Genomic DNA, 16,602 nt, shown 5'->3' with positions numbered 1-16,602 from the left:
CGACAAAATCGTGAGTACGCACATAATGGGTATCAGCGGCGTGAATCGCCGCGCCTTCATCACCGAGCAACAGTCCGGTGGTATAGGGGCGATGGCTGACCTTTTCCAGCTCACTGCGCCAGAGCGGATCGACAGCGGTCGGATCAACACTCAAACGATCGATCGCAGCGCGGTAAATGCGCGCTGTCGTCGCCACGTAATAGAGGCTCTTCATCCGCCCTTCCACCTTGAAACTGCGGATTCCAGCGTCCAGCAACTGCGGCAGCTGGTCGATCAGGCACAGATCACGGCTGTTCATGATATAGGTGCCGCGCTCATCCTCCTCGATGGCAAAGCGCTCATCCGGACGGGTCTCTTCCACCAGGGCATAGTTCCAGCGACAGGGCTGGGCGCAGTCGCCGCGATTGGCACTGCGCTCAAGCAGAGCGGTGGAGAGCAGGCAGCGTCCGGAATGGGCGACACACATGGCACCATGGACAAAACACTCAAGCTCTATCGCTGTCTGCCCGGCAAAGGCACGAATATCCCCCAACGTCAGTTCCCGCGCCAGGTTGATGCGGGAGGCACCGCTTTGACGCCAGAATTCTGCCGCCCGCGGGTTGCAGCTGTTAATCTGGGTTGACATATGGATCGCCCGCCGCGGATCAACGCGCTGGATGGTCGTCAACACCCCCGGATCGGCGACGATATAGGCATCCAGATTCAACGGCTTGAGCTCTTCCAGCAATGCTTCTAAAGCAGTAAATTCCGACGGGCGCAGGGAGGCGTTAAGGGTCAGATAGAGGGCGACATGGGCAGCGGCGGTAATTGTTCGCGCCTGACGCAGATCATCCAGCGAGAAGTTGCCGGCATGGGCACGTAGACCGAACGCCTCACTTCCCAGATAAATAGCGTCGGCACCAAAACGCACGGCGGTTTTAAGTTTTTCCATGTCACCGGCGGGAAGCAGCAGTTCCGGTCGGTGGGCAGACGAATCGATCATCATTAATAGTCTCTTTCTCGCAGCATGTTCCTATCGCAGCGCGGGAGCATAACATAAAAATGCACAGAGAAAACAGCGCAAGCAAAAGCAACGGCCTGGCGATGGTCGCATTCTATTTTTTCTTCGTTATAATTAAAGTAACTATTTACCAGCCACTTTGCACGGGGTCGGGGCTACCATGACAAGGGCGACTGTCGCGCCATGGAGGGCGACAGTCGAACGGCCATGGACGGCGCAAAGTGTCCCTTGGCGTGGCAGCTCCGACCCCGTGCTGAACAAGAACTCATTAACAGCACAGACATTCTCGCACCATTCGTTCTTTTACACCCCATGGACCAAGAAAGAACATGCATATGAACAGTCCCTGGAACAGACTTCTGCTACTGATCGTGCTGCTGCTCTTTCTCAACGGCCTGTACAGCATGATGGTTGCCCCTCCCGCCACCGAGAGATCCGCAGAAATCGGCTATAGTCTGTTCAAACAACTGCTCAAGGACGACCAGATAGCCGAAGTGACCCTGGAAGGAGACACATTGTCAGGACACTTCTTTGCCCCGATTGCTCTGGCCCCGGAACAGCGGATCGCTACCACCAGTGAAAGCATTGAAAGCTTCGAGCGCTTCGAAACAGTTCTCCCCCCGTTTGCCGATACGGAGCTGCTGCCCCTGCTCGAAGAACACGATGTTTCCTTTAAAGCTCAAAAAACCGAAGACCCCCCATACTGGCTGATCAACCTGCTGCCCTGGCTCATTATTATCGGCATCTGGCTGTTGATTTTAAACCGGGCCCGCAAACAGGGGGGGCTAACAGGAGGTCTGCTCAACAAGATGGGGGAATCCGGAGCCAAGCTCTACACGCGCGAGAAATCACCGATCACCTTCGCCGAGGTTGCCGGCCAGGCGGAGGCAAAACAGGAACTGCAGGAAATTATCATCTATCTGCGCAATCCGGAAAAATTTTCCCGCCTGGGCGGACAGGTACCGCGCGGGGTGCTGCTTACCGGACCACCAGGCACCGGTAAAACCTTGATGGCCAAGGCCGTTGCCGGTGAAGCAGGAGTGCCCTTTTACAGTATTTCGGCCTCCCAGTTTATCGAGATGTTTGTCGGCGTCGGCGCCAGCCGCGTGCGTGATCTGTTTAACACGGCGAAAAAAAACGCGCCCAGCATCATTTTTGTCGACGAACTGGATGCCGTTGGCCGGGCTCGTGGAACCGGCCTGGGCGGTGGTCATGACGAACGGGAGCAAACCCTCAACCAGCTGCTATCGGAACTGGACGGCTTCGACCCTCACGATGAGGTCATTGTGCTGGCCGCGACCAATCGTCCCGATGTGCTGGATACCGCCCTGTTGCGTCCCGGTCGCTTTGACCGTCTGGTGGTTATCGGTCGCCCCGACTGGCGTGATCGTGTCGAAATCCTCAAGGTTCACACGCGCAACATGCCGCTGGCGGACGATGTTAATCTGGAAGTGATCGCCAAAGGCACCCCCGGCATGGTTGGTGCTGACTTGCGCGGCCTGGTCAACGAAGCGGCCCTTATTGCTGCGCGCGAAGATGACGACATGGTCAGGATGAATCACATGGAACAGGCCAAGGATCGGCAGTTGATGGGAATGGAACGAAAACTCTTCATGTCCGACCTTGAGCGCCACATCACCGCCGTTCATGAAGCCGGTCACGCCCTGGTCGCCAAGGCGCTGCCGCATACCGATCCGATCCACAAGATCACTATCATACCGCGTGGCCAGGCGCTTGGTATTACCCAGCAGCTGCCAACCGACGATCGTTATCATTATAACCGCAGTTATTTGCTGAATCGGATGAGTGTGATGCTCGGCGGCCGGGTGGCAGAGGCTGTGGTCTTTAAAGAAACCTCTACCGGAGCACAGAACGATCTGAAACAGGTGATGGATCTGGCCGAGAAAATGGTTTGCCAATGGGGGATGAGCGAGCGTCTTGGCCCCTTAAGTTACCCGCGTGGCGAAGAGCACCCCTTTCTTGGGCGCAAACTGACCACAGAAAAAACCTTCAGCGAACGCACAGCGTGGATCATTGATCAGGAGATCAGGCAGCTGGTCAACTCCGCTGAAACGGCAGCGAAAGAAGTCCTCAACGCAAACCGTAAATTGCTCGACCTCCTCGCCCAACGCCTGCTGGCAGAGGAATCGATCGACCAGGAGGGGTTCGAGCGATTTCTTGAAGGCAACGAAAAGATACGCCTGCCTGCCCAGGCGGACTGATCAGCGCTTGCTGACCGGGTACCCTCTCCGCAGCCGCCCGGGCTATCAGGGCGGCTGGAGATTTCAACCAAATCAAAAGACCACAACCTACCAGTTTTCCGCCAACAGTTCAAAATGATCCTGGGGATGGATACAGGCCTTGCACTCCTTCGGGGCGCTAACCCCCTCATGCAGATAGCCGCAATTCAGACAGCGCCAGACCACTTTCTCGTCTTTTTTAAATACTTTGCCGGCGTCAAGGTTGGCCAACAGACCACGAAAACGCTTTTCGTGCTGCTTTTCCGAGATAGCGATGGCCCGAAAAGCCTCGGCTACCTTGGGGAAACCTTCCGTGTCGGCCACAGCAGCAAAGGCCGGATAGAGGTCTTGATGCTCTTCGTGCTCGCCGATGGCGGCTGCAAGCAGATTCTCGGCAGTGGTGCCCATCTTGCCGGCTGGATACATGGCGGTAATTTCCAGATCGCCCCCGTCAAGAAACTTGAAAAAGCGCTTGGCATGCTCTTTTTCATGGTTGGCTGTTTCCTCAAAGACCTGGGCAATCTGCATGAATCCTTCTTTTTTGGCAATGGCTCCGTGATAAGTATAGCGATTACGCGCCTGGCTTTCGCCGGCAAAGGCTTTGAGCAGATTTTTCTCGGTTGCCGTTCCTTTGATGCTTTTTTCCATGATTTTTTTCCTCCTGGTGTTGTAAAAATGCCCAACGGTAAAGGGCAAGCAGCAGTACATGGGGAGAAATCTCCCGGGGATGGCAGTTTATTAACCCCTGACACTGGTGATTGGTAAAGCTATGCCAGACAGTCCTTGCAAACGCCGTAAATCACCACATTCTTACTGTAAACTTTCCCCCACTGCCGCACCTCTTCCGGCAGATCAAGTTGATCAATGGGTGCCCAGTCAAAATCCATAATCTTCTTACAACAGCTACAGATCAGATGATGGTGGCGGACGTGGGCCACTTCAAAACGCGCCTGACTTTCAACGGTTTCGACCCGATTGACCAGACCATGCTGAACAAGGGTCGAGAGAGTACGATAGATGGTATCCAGCGACAGGGTCGGCATTTTGTCATGAAGACGCAGATACAACTGTTCGGCACTCGGATGATCCGAGGCTTGCACCAGTTCTCTATATATTTCAAGTCGTTGCGGCGTCAGACGTAAATTCTGGCGGCGGCAGGAAGCCTGAAATATATCCATCTGTTCTTTAACTGTTATCTTCACTCTCTGGATACCACCTTATTAAGAAAAGTTCCTAGATAATCGTTCAATGTGCGGGCAAAAGTCAACCATCGTTCCCCGCAAACAGCCGCAGCCGTTATCCGTATTGACTCAACCTTTGCAACTGGGGTAGAAAGTTCACCTGCTTGCCACCATAACTCAGTTGGTAGAGTAGCTGATTCGTAATCAGCAAGTCGGCGGTTCGACTCCGCCTGGTGGCTCCAATAAAAACAAAGGGTTACAGTGTTTTCGCTGTAGCCCTTTGGTCATTTTTGCCCGCTGGCTGCCAAGCATGGCACCCGGACTGTTGAGCCTACCAATCGGAAACCAAAGATCACCTCAGCAATCCGGGTTTTCCGGCACCCTTTGTGTCGCAGATTTTTTTATCTGTCGTCCTTACCGCCACCTTGAGGAGCTGCTCGGTGCAATTTTGATTATTGTCTAATCAACTTTATGTGCTATGATCTCGAACTGTTATCTGACATTTGTGCTGCCACCACAAATTCCACGTGTACTAATTTAATCAGGAGGTTTCATGTTTATTCGTCGTATTACTCACAAATTTTTTCTCACCCTGTTCCTGTCAGGGGCGCTATTCCTGGTTTTTGGCGCTTCGGTATCTGCTTCCACCCTCACCGTTAACGACTGCATCAAATGCCACGCCCTGGAAACCCGTCAAGTCGCCGATGACGGTGCAGCGCACCAGTTTGCCATCAACTGCCTGGACTGCCATGTCCAGCATCGCCCCATGAGTGCCAGCAATATTCCTTCCTGTGCGGACTGTCACGTCGGGACCAACCATTACGCCCTGAACACCTGTAACGGCTGTCATAATCCACACCAGCCCCTCAAGGTCACCCTGACCGGTGAACTGAAAATGGAATGCCTGACCTGCCACGAACAGCAGGGCAAGGAAATGGACGCCAACCCGAGCGTCCACAGCCAGGTCTCCTGTAACTATTGTCATGCCGATACCCATGGCTACACGCCGGATTGCATGACCTGCCATGCCTCACATTCGCCCGAAATGGCCGTAACCGACTGCGCCACCTGTCACGCCGCACATCAGCCGACCCTGCTGGAGTACCCGGCAACGACCGCCAATAATTTGTGCGCGGCCTGTCACGGTACCGCCTTCAACCAGCTCCAGGCGACCAAAACCAAACACAACACCACAACCTGTGTTGATTGTCATGCCGGTCAGCATGCTGCCGCCGCTTCGTGTACCACGTGTCATGGACAACCCCATGCCGCAGGTATTCATAATAAATTTCCCAATTGCGGCGACTGCCACAATACGGCTCACGACCTGAATAACCTGTAACCATAACCATCGGAGCAGCATCATTGCGGGTGCTGCTCCGATCAGCGCAACGAGATTTAAGCACGGATCGACACCGATCGGTAAAACAGCACAGAGTTCACGCTTGATTGACTGCATCGCAATGATGGTCAAAGGGATGCAGCTCGACTTGGTCGGCAGGTCGATGGAAGGAATTTGACGAGAGGGATGTCAGCGATTGACAGACAGATCAACAGAGCCTGGGCGAGCTAGCATTGATGTATTTGAGCAGGACTGGGATCGATTGATAGCTTGAGAATAATCAGCATCTTTTATGACGCAGCGATTTTGTTGTATTCGGGTGTACCATCGATTCTACTTTCAATAATAACCGCAAGCCCGAAAAGCATCATGGGCCAAAGTTGGAGAAATAAGCGATCTAATGCTGTACCAACGTGCCATGATAGATCATAAGGCGTAGTTATCAGAACAAAGTAGTAAACAACAGATAGTCCTAAAGTACAAAATAATGGACCGAAGTTTCCTATTGAATTTTTATTTTTGATAAAATAAAACAAAAAAGCAATAGATAGCATTAAAATTGCCCACCAATTCCAAAAAACGCTAATATAAAATTTAGTTTCATCATATATAAAAATATGTCTTTCAAGATTTATCATGTGGCTTAGTGATGATATTAAGTGCGAACCAATAATGTCAGATTTTCCTGAGAATAAGACTTTTTGTATCAAGACAGTGATTCCGATCGAACCACACCCAACTAATAAAAAAAAGGTCGATCTCAATTTCTCTTTCATATGATTTTTTGATAAAAGGTAAAGCCACCAAACTAAAATAACAAATAGAAATAGAATTCCTTCATTTTTGCACCACGTGGCAGCTCCGGCAAATATTCCTGCTAAAAAAACAAAACCTTGATTGTCGATATTATTTTGCTGCGCGGCGATTAACATGGCACAGCAGGAAAGCATATATGTGATTAAAGGAATATCTGAATACTGACTTGATGCCCAATAAAATAGTGGGGTGAAAGAAAGATAGGCTAGGCACATGATTATAGCAATGATCGGGTCACGTAACCAACTGATTAGAAGAAATAGAATCATTACTGATAATATTCCCCAAACTACGCTGATCACTTGTGGAGCAAGGTGAGGCATTTCTCCCATCCATGCCCATGTCCGCGCTACCGTCGCTGCAAGAAGTAGGGGGTAGTCACTGTGTGCAATTTGACTACTTTCAAATATCCAGGTCCAAGATTCACCCCCCTCGAATAGAAACTTTCCTTTTAAATTGATACGAGCCCAAGCATCCCAGCGACCCCAAGGGTTCAATGCTGCTTTTTTTATAACAATTGCAAAACTTGCGGCAGAAACACAAAGAACACCTAAAAAACTAAGAAGAAAAAGTTTGTCTTTCAGCATTTGAAAGCAGTATGTTTTTTTAGATTTTTTTTGAAATCTAAAACATGATAACGCCGCAGAAAAGATGATTACGGCTTCTATGATTGGGTACCAACTGCTTTTTCCACCTGAAATAGCCAGCCATAAAAAAAACAATGCGCTTGTAAAAGCCCAGCCCACTGGAAGGGCCAACACGGAAAGCATAAAAATTGGAGGCTTAGAATCCGGCCAAAACCGCCAAAGGATAAGAAGACCAAGAAAAAAAGCCATGCAAATACTTGTTATAAAGAAAATCATTAGGGTGCCACCTTCCGGAATAAGCCTAAGTCTCGGCTTAATAAGACAACAAGGCTAGCTCCCTCAGCCTTATTTCTTAAAAACTCACCTTCAGCAGCATGAATCAGTAAAAAGTTGGAATCTATATGTGAACTTATACGCCTTGGGGCAAGGACTGCTTGCATATACGGGAAAAGATCTTCGTTGCCAATAAAGAGCAGAGTTGCATCTTCTGTTAAATATTGTTCCACTGGGGATAGTAAGTGTTGAAGCTGGTTGAGTCGCAGATTGAATGAGTCTGTATTTCTAAAATTTGACAGCATTTGAGTTGTCGGTTTTTGTGGATCTATCAGTGTTTTAATTATTGGTAACATTATAAGTACAGCTGCTACAGCAATAACCGCATATGTTGAAAAAAACCAAGCGTTATCTTTTCTTGTATTATTTTTCATTTTATCTTGCCGAAAAAAAGCAGGGTTTGGCTGGTGTCCACATCAATTCGACTCCGTAAAATAAATGAACGGCAAAGTGTCCAAGTCAGCGGCTCGCAACACAGAAGTTGTTCATCCAGAATTGAAAGTAGCGATGAGCCGCAACCACCAGCAGGGTGTTGAAAAACTAACCGGGAGCTGATCATCAACTCCCGAAGAAGCTATTTTGATCTTTGACAATCTATGTTTCGTCGGTTTTCTGGGTAAATGTTTCTGTTTCAAGGTCCCTTTGAGGGTTTTTTTGCCCTCAATCGGCGCATTGCCCCCTTTTTGCTATGTTCCCCAGATCAGATTCCGCATCCGAATCAGATTATACGCGCTCATGGCAAACTCAAAGACCCAGCCAACCAGGTCGAGGCCTCGATGGCGTGTTTTGCGCAGACATCCGATAGTCTTGAGCCAACCGAATATCTCCTCAACTTGTTTGCGGATGCGCTGGCTCACCTGATACCCATCATGTCGGGTCGTACGCCGATCAATCGCCGTGCCCTTGTCTTTCCGGGCGACGTGCGGTGTTGCTGACCGCTCTCGTAATCCGTTGACAAAGGCTGGCACGTCGTACCCTTTGTCAGCACCAACGGTTATCTGATGTGTTCCCGGCAGGTTTTCGACCATTTCCAGAGCGGCATCCCATTCAGCGGTACTGTTGGCCAGGGTCAATCGGCTATCGACCACCAAGCCGTTGCGGTTTTCCATCAGAGCATGACCCATAAAGCAGAGCTTCGCTTCCTTGCCTTTGCCCTTTCTGAGTAACCGGGCATCCGGGTCGGTGGTGGACTGATGCGTGTCGTTCTTGCGCTTCTGCCCTTTGAAATCCACCTCGGGATTGCGACCACCACCTTCCGGAGGGTCCTGTTTCTTGTCATCCTTGGGACGAAAGCTTTTCATCGAGGCCCAGGCTTCGATCAGGGTCCCATCGACGGTAAAATGGTCTTTCGACGTCAACCCGGCCCGCACCGCCAGTTCTTTAGTGGCTTGAAAGAACGCGGTTGCCACCTCAAACGGCATCAGACGTTCCCGGTTCTTGGAAAAACTGGAGTGATTCCAGACCTTGTCATCCATGGACAAGCCGACAAACCAACGAAACGGCAGATTGTAATCCAGTTGCTCCACCAGCATCCGTTCACTGCGGATGGAGTAGAGCACTTGCAGCAAAGAGGCCCGCAAGAGTTGCTCCGGTGGGATCGATGGCCGACCGGTATGTGAATACATCTCCCGAAACAAGGGAGCCAAATGATTCAGCGCATTGTCGACCATGATCCGTATAGGACGCAGCGGATGATCCTTGGGAACCCGAGCTTCCGGAGAGACATAACTGAACATGGCCTGCTGGTTTTGTTCTTCGCCGCGCATAACACTTTCTCCTGTAAAATCGGATGGTTATGCGCGGAATTATAGCAAAACTAAGATCGTGAACCTAGTAAAATCAGGGGCTTGAACAAATAGTTTTTCAACAACCTGCTAGTTTAAAGGTGGCGGTTTTGAGTGCAGCTGTCTGAGAGCGTTTTGTGGCTTCGGGCCAACTCAGGGGCAACCCAGAACTTGAACAGAGTATGCGTCTGCTAGCAAGATTCTTTTGTAATGTGAGCAAGTTGACTGGTAGGTCGTTAACCATGATGTTGCTATTTTTGTAAATATAAGTTTAATTTATGTTTCTTTAGAAAGGCTAATTTTTTATCAATATCAGGGTACTCCATTATATAAAAATGTTCATTCTTAGTAATTTCATAGCATTTTTTTGTGCTTTCATGTTGTAAATAACATTCTACCCAGATTTTTTTTTCATTATATGTCTTATATCCCAAATTATTTACCTTGCTAATTGGTAATGATCCAGCTGTCGATGAAAGGAAAAATAATAATAGTATATATTTCAGAAAAATTGTTTTTCTTATAGAAATTAAATACAAATATATCGCAAAAAAAGCTGGTATCATGAAAGTCACATAACGGTTTGCCTGAGCAGATTCAACACCTAGCTGAACTCTTCCTATCGCTGTACTAAGGCAAAACAAAAGAGTGAAACTAAGAAGAACTCCAATGATTAAAATAGTTCTATTAGAATAAGCATCCCTAATAATTACTTTGATGCAACGCAACCATACCAAAATTACCAATGATAAAATTAATGTTCCTACTAATATGGCAACGAGCTGTCCAACGATAGAGGTATGCCATCCCAAATAAGTTGCGAACATCAAACTCACAAAAATTGGGTATTGTAAAAAATAAGAAACAGAGAAACCAAAACTAGGATTGGCAGTATCATAATTATGAGAAATGAAAAAAGAAGATAATGATGCAATAGCTAAAAATAAATAAAAAATTAAAAATCGAAATCGTTCTTTTTTCAGTTTGCTTTGGTATAAATCAATCAAGATCAAGGTAATAGTAATTGGCCCGACAAAAAAACCAAATCCTGTATAAATAAGTAAAAAATTTAAAAATAAAAGAACTATATACCTTACATTGTAGTTCTCGATAAGAATTCCTGTACAGTAAAGCATAAGCATAAGAATCGGGAAAGCTGCGTAAGACAAATTTGGCACAACAGTAAAAATTTCATATTGGAACAGTGTGAAAAATAACATAGTGATAATTATATCACTTAACTCTATCTTTTTAAAAAGTCGATATTTTAGGTGTATGGCAATGCAAAAAGCGATAAACATTAGCGCGCCAACTGCATAAGCGTCAATTCGAGTATCCCAGCTGTTCATGTTTGCCAAGAAACTGGTAACGATCATCCCAATACCTTGACGATGTGGACCATGCTCCCATGTAAAAAGTTGCCAGAAACTATAATTTTCAAAAAGTGGTGTATAGAAATCCCACTGATCATGGTAAATTACATTAACAGAAAACTTATTTATGAAATAAAATAGTCTTATTACCACAATTGATGATAACAAAAAAACGATTTTACTTTCATAATTATATACATAGTTAGATAGTTTTGTTTTTATATTTTTCATCATTTATTAGTTCTAAAACTAAGTAATATTAAAACAGCAAATAAATATCCTTAATTCAGGCAATGCTTTTTTCTGGGAATACCAAGTAACGTCTCAATAGAAAGTTGCCTGCAAATCCAAAAGCCGTTGCCAGTGTTTTGCTTATGATTGGTGTTACTCCAATACTAGCTAGGCCAAGAGTAATGCCAGCATCAAAAATCCCCATGATTGCAAGAGTAAGTAAGTAGGCGACAATTTCACCACCTGTTGTCCAACGTGCCTTATGGCGAAATAACAGCGTAATACACAGCAGATAATTCACTAACGCCGCACCCGCAAAAGATGCAACGACGGAGGTTGACAGCCCAACACCCAAGCCAAACAACATGCTGAAGAATGAAATATTGCATACCGCACTTGCACCGCCGATGAACAAATATAAAAGAAGCTGCATCGGTAACGGTGCCGTGTTGGCACTATAGTGAAGAATACAGTAAAGAGCGCGTAAGCCGTCTTTCCAGCCGATCTTTTTACCTTCCTCATAGGTGCGCGGATTATAGCTGATTGCGCACTCATAAACGCGGCAGCGCATCTGAGCTATTTTGGACACCATCTCCGGCTCAATACCAAAACGCTCCTCCTTGAGATCCAGGGACTGGATAATCTCCCGCCGAAAAAGCTTGTAGCAGGTTTCCATATCGGAGATGTCGAGATTGGTCATCATGTTGGACAGGGTTGTCAGTGTCCTGTTCATCCAACTGTGCCAGAAATAAAGGGCCCTTCGTGTTCCGGGTCGCAGATATCGCGAACCAAATACCACGTCAGCCTTATCTTCCAGTAATGGCTCAAGTAGCTTGCGGTATTCCAGAGGTTCGTACTCGAGATCAGCATCCTGAACACCAACAAAGTCGCCTGTTGCATGCTGAAACCCTGTGCGTAAGGCAGCGCCTTTTCCTCGATTGACAGGATGTGCAAGAACCTTGATTTCTGGATGTTGACTCGCCAGTTGATGTGCCACTTTGAGACTTTGATCTTTTGAACAGTCATCGACGATGATAATCTCTAAATCAATCTGTTTCGATTTAAGCTTTAATACCCGATCAATACAGTGGGCAAGGGTCAATTCCTCGTTGTAGCAGGGAACAATTAAACTCAGAGTACAGCTTACGGACTCTGGACTGTTCATTTCATTATCAGTAATCATTCTGGAACATTCCCTTCAGTCAAAACACCCTCAAAATAGGCAACGGTCTTTTTCAGTCCTTCTTCCAGGCGGATCCGTGGCTCCCATGCCAGCATATCTTTTGCGTAAGAAATATCAGGCTGACGTTGTTTAGGGTCATCGCTGGGCAGCGGTTTGTAAACAATTTTGGATGTTGTTCCAACCATATCAATAACCATTTGGGCAAGTTCTTTGATTGTCGTTTCCACCGGATTACCCAGATTCATCGGCCCCGTCACCTCTGCCGGGGTGGCCATCAGTCGAACAATGCCGTCAATCAGGTCATCAACATAGCAGAAAGAACGAGATTGGGAACCATCGCCAAACAGGGTGATATCCTCACCGCGCAGGGCTTGAACGATAAAATTGGAAACGACACGCCCATCGTTGATGTGCATGCGTGGTCCGTAGGTATTGAAGATACGGGCGACCTTGATTTCGGTTCCACATTGACGATGATAGTCAAAAAACAGGGTTTCGGCGCAGCGCTTGCCCTCGTCATAACAGGAACGAATGCCGATCGGATTGACGTGGCCCCAGTAATCCTCCTTTTGCGGATGCACCAGGGGATCGCCATACACTTCACTGGTGGATGCCTGGAAAATTCGAGCTTTGGTGCGTTTTGCCAGCCCCAGCATGTTGATGGCTCCATGCACACTGACCTTGGTGGTCTGAACCGGGTCGAATTGATAGTGGATTGGTGCGGCGGGGCAAGCGAGATTGTAGATCTGGTCAACTTCAACAAAGAGCGGAAAAGTGATGTCGTGGCGCATCACCTCGAAATTAGGATTGTCGAAAAGGTGCGCAATATTTGCTCGACGACCTGTGAAGTAATTGTCAACACAGAGCACGTCATTGCCATCGGCAAGCAACCGCTCACAGAGGTGAGATCCCAGAAAACCGGCACCACCTGTGACCAGGATTCGTTGAAAAGAGTCGTAACATCGCATTTGAAAATATCCCATTGAAGTTCAATAACAAAAAAACCGCCGGTCCACACATGGCCGACAACGACAGTTCACAAAAAATCATACGATAGTCTTTTCATCGGCCTTCCCCTCAGAACGTGACCTTTGCGTAAACTCAGCCGGTTTAATGCAATTATCAAACCAGCACTCTAGGAAGCTAACAGGCATCGTTTAACTTCTTGTTGTGGCGATGTTTATTGAAAGTACGTACCTGCCGCGCTGCCAGACATATGTCCTCGTTGACGACCCTTTACTGGTGATATGCCCTAACCGATTGTCGAAGAGTTGCTTTATCCCTAAATCCGATGCTTTTATTGCTGTAGCGGTTAAATATTGAAATGTAGGGGCGCGATTCATCGCGCCCGATTGTCAAAACAGGTCCACAAAACAGGGCGCGATGAATCGCGCCCCTACACCAACGCAGGATTCAGATATTTATACACCGGGTCAGTAACCGTTGATGTAGCTGACATCAATACGCAATCAGTACTCGTTGCCTTCGAAATCATTTCTTTTTAAAAAAGCATCCTTTCTGGCAACTTTAAGGTCTTCCGAAACCATCTCCGCACACAATTCCTCAACGCCGATCTCAGCCGTCCAGCCAAGTTTTTCCTGAACTTTTGATGGATCCCCAAGGAGTGTCTCAACTTCAGTTGGACGAAAGTATCCCGGATCAACACGCAACACGATATCACCAATCTTCAATGCCGGGGCCTTGTTACCGGTGATGCCGGCTACAACGGCGTGTTCTTCAGCACCACTGCCAATAAAATCCAGACTGATTCCCAGTTCCGTCGCAGTCATTCGGACAAAATCGCGCACCGAACACTGCTTTCCTGTTGCAATAACAAAATCCTCCGGTTCATCCTGTTGCAGCATCAACCACTGGGCGCGGACATAGTCGCGGGCGTGCCCCCAATCTCGCAGCGCATCCATGTTCCCCATGTACAGACAATCCTCCAAACCCTGAGCGATATTACAAAGACCCCGGGTAATCTTGCGGGTAACGAAGGTCTCCCCCCGACGTGGAGACTCATGATTGAAGAGAATCCCGTTGCAGGCATACATGCCGTAAGCTTCACGATAATTGATCGTGATCCAGTAGGCATACAGCTTGGCCACGGCATAAGGTGAACGGGGATAAAAGGAGGTAGTTTCTTTCTGCGGCGTTTCATGGACCAAGCCGTACAACTCCGAAGTGGAGGCCTGGTAGTAGCGGGTTTTTTTCTCCAACCCGAGCAGGTGGATCGCTTCGAGGAGACGCAAAGCACCCAGGGCATCAACATCAGCCGTATATTCCGGTGATTCAAAACTCACCGCCACGTGTGACTGCGCCCCCAGGTTGTAAACCTCGTCGGGCTGGATCTGTTGTAGAATCCGGGTCAGGTTGGAAGCATCGGTCAGATCACCGTAATGGAGGAAAAATCTGGTATTCTCATTGTGCGGATCCTGATAGATATGATCGACCCGCTGGGTATTAAACAGCGAGGCACGGCGCTTGATACCGTGCACTTCGTACCCTTTTTCGAGCAACAATTCCGCCAGATACGAACCATCCTGGCCGGTAACTCCGGTTATCAGTGCCTTTTTTCCAGCCATATGCAAGCCTCTAGACGTTAAAAGTTAAGTTTTCAACCTTGCTTGATCAAGGGTTTACGTAAAGATGTCATCAAAACCGCCAGAACCACCTTGATCATGTAATAAGCCCCGCGAATCCCGGCAATCGATGACCCGCCGCCCTGACGCTCGCGCATTTCAACCGCCACCTCGGACATCCGAAAACCGTTTTTTCCCAGTAAAATGACGGCTTCCGGTTCCGGATAATCAACCGGGTAATGCACCGCCAGAAATTCAATCGCCCGGCGCTCATAAAGTCGAAACCCCGAGGTATTGTCGGTAACCCGCTGACGGATCAACAGGGAGTTGAGTGCATCAAATACGCGGATTCCAAGGCGGCGGACAAAGGTGGAACGAAATCCTGCATTGGTGCCGAGAAATCGTGAGCCGATGACCATATCACTCTGAGATTGTTCAAGTGCCGTCACCATTTTCGGGATTTCTGCGGCCAGGTGCTGACCGTCGCCATCAAATTGCATCGCCCGCCGATAACCCTGGCGGGCAGCATATTTAAACCCGGTCTGTACCGCGCCGCCGATGCCCAGATTCTTGGGCAGGTCAACCACGACAACATCCTCGTAACCCCTTGCCAGCCGCGATGTTGCATCAGCGGAGCCGTCATTGATAATCAGAATGTCCAGCTCGCAATCCGCACCTTGCAGATCTTCAATAACCCGAACAATATTCGCGGCCTCGTTGTAGGCGGGTACAATGATCAACAGATCATGACGCCGCTCCCCAGGACTGAGACGCCCCAGGCCCATCTCCTGGATCAGTTCCTTGTTCTGTTCTGAAAGCCGGGTCACAACAACGGTTATATGGATCAGCAACAGAAAAGTAAAACCGGTAGTCATCAGGGTTAATACACTGGGGGGGTAAGCGATACCGAACAGGCTCCCCAGGCGGTCGATGGCATGCCGATCAAGGGACAGATACAACAGAAAAAAGCTCATGGCGAACCAGAGGATCGAATATTCCTCCTTCACCCGCCGATTTTTGACCAGACTGAAAATAAAAAAGAAAATAAACAGGCTGAAAATGATGGAGAAAAACTGGATTCTGTCGAACACAAATACCGGCATAATTATCCGCTCATGGCCTGGTTGTGAAAGGAAGATCAGTCAATATCCAGCAATTCTCTGAAACTGATCCGATGTCGTTGCATCAAAGCGCCAAAATCCCTCATGGTTCGTTTGCGTATTACCATCAGCTTACGCCGTTCAGCTAAAACACGGCGGCCACCCTTCAAGGCATCAATTGTCGCCTTGAAGATTGCCTTGATCAACAGCCACTGCGAACCTTCGGAGCGAAACTCCCCTCCCGTTCCACCGCCGCCAACCACAGCGCGGACCTGTTCAACATAGCGCCACAAGGTAAAAAACGGCAGCAGCAATAACTGACCGATGGGGAAGCTTTTCAATACCACCCAATAGTGATTACGCTCAACCAGATAAACCTTGAAAGGGGAAAGTTTTCCGGAAGTCTGTGAATATTTGTGGTATACAACCGCCTTCGTCGCGGCAACAGCATCCCAGCCCGCCAGCAACCCGCGCAATCCCAGGTCGACATCCTCGGCATAGGCAAAAAAGTCATCATCAAAAAAACCGACCTCGGCAATCATGGCCCGCTTATAGAGTGCCGCGCAGGCGCTGGGGACAAGAACCTCTTCAACATCCCCCAGCTGTAAGGTCGACCAGCGACGGTTACGGTATTTTCCCCGCGCCATACCGTCGCGGCAGATACCCATACCGATAGAATCCAGCAGGTCAGGATCATCAAAAGAACAGATCCTGGAAGCGACCATCCCGACTTGTGGATGGCTGTCAGCAACCGCAACCAGCTGCTCCAGCCAGTCCGGCGCGACCCTGGTATCGTTGTTCAAGGTGACGATATAGTCACCACCAGCCTGCTCAAAACCACGATTGTTGC

At 48.4% G+C, this 16,602-nt stretch carries 14 protein-coding genes and 1 tRNA gene; 3 read left to right on the top strand and 12 right to left on the bottom strand.

Features of this window, described 5'->3' with window-relative positions; all coding sequences use genetic code 11:
- A partial coding sequence (locus AC6F7T_RS00800; RefSeq protein ID WP_500716045.1) for a U32 family peptidase occupies window positions 1-985 on the bottom strand: 985 nt, incomplete at its 3' end.
- A 350-nt stretch (window positions 986-1,335) separates the two neighbouring features.
- Here AC6F7T_RS00800 and ftsH point away from each other — a divergent pair.
- Window positions 1,336-3,222, top strand: coding sequence for an ATP-dependent zinc metalloprotease FtsH (gene ftsH, locus AC6F7T_RS00795; protein WP_500716046.1), 1,887 nt, complete (start codon window positions 1,336-1,338; stop codon window positions 3,220-3,222).
- Window positions 3,223-3,309: 87 nt separating this feature from the next.
- Here ftsH and rbr read toward each other — a convergent pair whose 3' ends face one another.
- Both rbr and AC6F7T_RS00785 read right to left on the bottom strand, forming a co-directional pair.
- Window positions 3,310-3,888 carry a rubrerythrin gene (gene rbr, locus AC6F7T_RS00790; protein ID WP_500716044.1) on the bottom strand — a complete coding sequence of 193 codons (579 nt, stop codon included), beginning with the start codon at window positions 3,886-3,888 and terminating at the stop codon, window positions 3,310-3,312.
- 119 nt (window positions 3,889-4,007) lie between these two features.
- Window positions 4,008-4,442, bottom strand: a complete 435-nt coding sequence (locus AC6F7T_RS00785; protein WP_500716043.1) for a transcriptional repressor — start codon at window positions 4,440-4,442, stop codon at window positions 4,008-4,010.
- Between the two features lie 145 nt (window positions 4,443-4,587).
- On the opposite strand from AC6F7T_RS00785, the gene AC6F7T_RS00780 reads away from it, so the two are divergent.
- Both AC6F7T_RS00780 and AC6F7T_RS00775 read left to right on the top strand, forming a co-directional pair.
- Window positions 4,588-4,663 (top strand) — tRNA-Thr (locus AC6F7T_RS00780).
- Between the two features lie 311 nt (window positions 4,664-4,974).
- The gene (locus tag AC6F7T_RS00775) at window positions 4,975-5,763 is read left to right on the top strand and encodes a cytochrome c3 family protein (RefSeq protein ID WP_500716042.1); all 789 of its coding nucleotides are present in this window, start codon (window positions 4,975-4,977) and stop codon (window positions 5,761-5,763) included.
- A gap of 290 nt (window positions 5,764-6,053) precedes the next feature.
- On the opposite strand, the gene AC6F7T_RS00770 is transcribed toward AC6F7T_RS00775, so the two are convergent.
- The 9 genes from AC6F7T_RS00770 to AC6F7T_RS00730 form a co-directional block, all read right to left on the bottom strand.
- The gene (locus AC6F7T_RS00770; protein ID WP_500716041.1) at window positions 6,054-7,442 is read right to left on the bottom strand and encodes a glycosyltransferase family 39 protein; all 1,389 of its coding nucleotides are present in this window, start codon (window positions 7,440-7,442) and stop codon (window positions 6,054-6,056) included.
- Complete coding sequence (locus AC6F7T_RS00765) at window positions 7,442-7,873, bottom strand: hypothetical protein (protein WP_500716040.1); 432 nt, start codon at window positions 7,871-7,873, stop codon at window positions 7,442-7,444. Before AC6F7T_RS00765 ends, AC6F7T_RS00770 begins: the two co-directional genes overlap by 1 nt.
- Before the next feature lie 312 nt (window positions 7,874-8,185).
- Window positions 8,186-9,265, bottom strand: a complete 1,080-nt coding sequence (locus tag AC6F7T_RS00760) for an IS5 family transposase (RefSeq protein WP_500716039.1) — start codon at window positions 9,263-9,265, stop codon at window positions 8,186-8,188.
- A 269-nt stretch (window positions 9,266-9,534) separates the two neighbouring features.
- Window positions 9,535-10,890 (bottom strand): hypothetical protein, encoded by a 1,356-nt coding sequence (locus tag AC6F7T_RS00755; RefSeq protein ID WP_500716038.1) that lies wholly within the window; start codon window positions 10,888-10,890, stop codon window positions 9,535-9,537.
- Between the two features lie 52 nt (window positions 10,891-10,942).
- Window positions 10,943-12,070 (bottom strand): glycosyltransferase, encoded by a 1,128-nt coding sequence (locus AC6F7T_RS00750; RefSeq protein WP_500716037.1) that lies wholly within the window; start codon window positions 12,068-12,070, stop codon window positions 10,943-10,945.
- Entirely contained in the window at window positions 12,067-13,038 is a 972-nt protein-coding gene (locus AC6F7T_RS00745) for a GDP-mannose 4,6-dehydratase (protein WP_500716036.1), read from the bottom strand. The genes AC6F7T_RS00750 and AC6F7T_RS00745 overlap by 4 nt, the downstream gene beginning before the upstream one ends.
- A gap of 501 nt (window positions 13,039-13,539) precedes the next feature.
- On the bottom strand, window positions 13,540-14,655 hold the full coding sequence (gene gmd, locus AC6F7T_RS00740) for a GDP-mannose 4,6-dehydratase (RefSeq protein ID WP_500716035.1): 1,116 nt from the start codon (window positions 14,653-14,655) through the stop codon (window positions 13,540-13,542).
- A gap of 32 nt (window positions 14,656-14,687) precedes the next feature.
- Window positions 14,688-15,755 (bottom strand): DUF2304 family protein, encoded by a 1,068-nt coding sequence (locus AC6F7T_RS00735; protein WP_500716034.1) that lies wholly within the window; start codon window positions 15,753-15,755, stop codon window positions 14,688-14,690.
- Window positions 15,756-15,790: 35 nt separating this feature from the next.
- Window positions 15,791-16,602: glycosyltransferase (locus tag AC6F7T_RS00730; RefSeq protein ID WP_500716033.1), on the bottom strand; the 812-nt coding region annotated here is incomplete at its 5' end.

The organism is Pelovirga sp., assembly GCF_059864205.1.
This window is presented reverse-complemented; position numbering and strand designations above follow the sequence as displayed.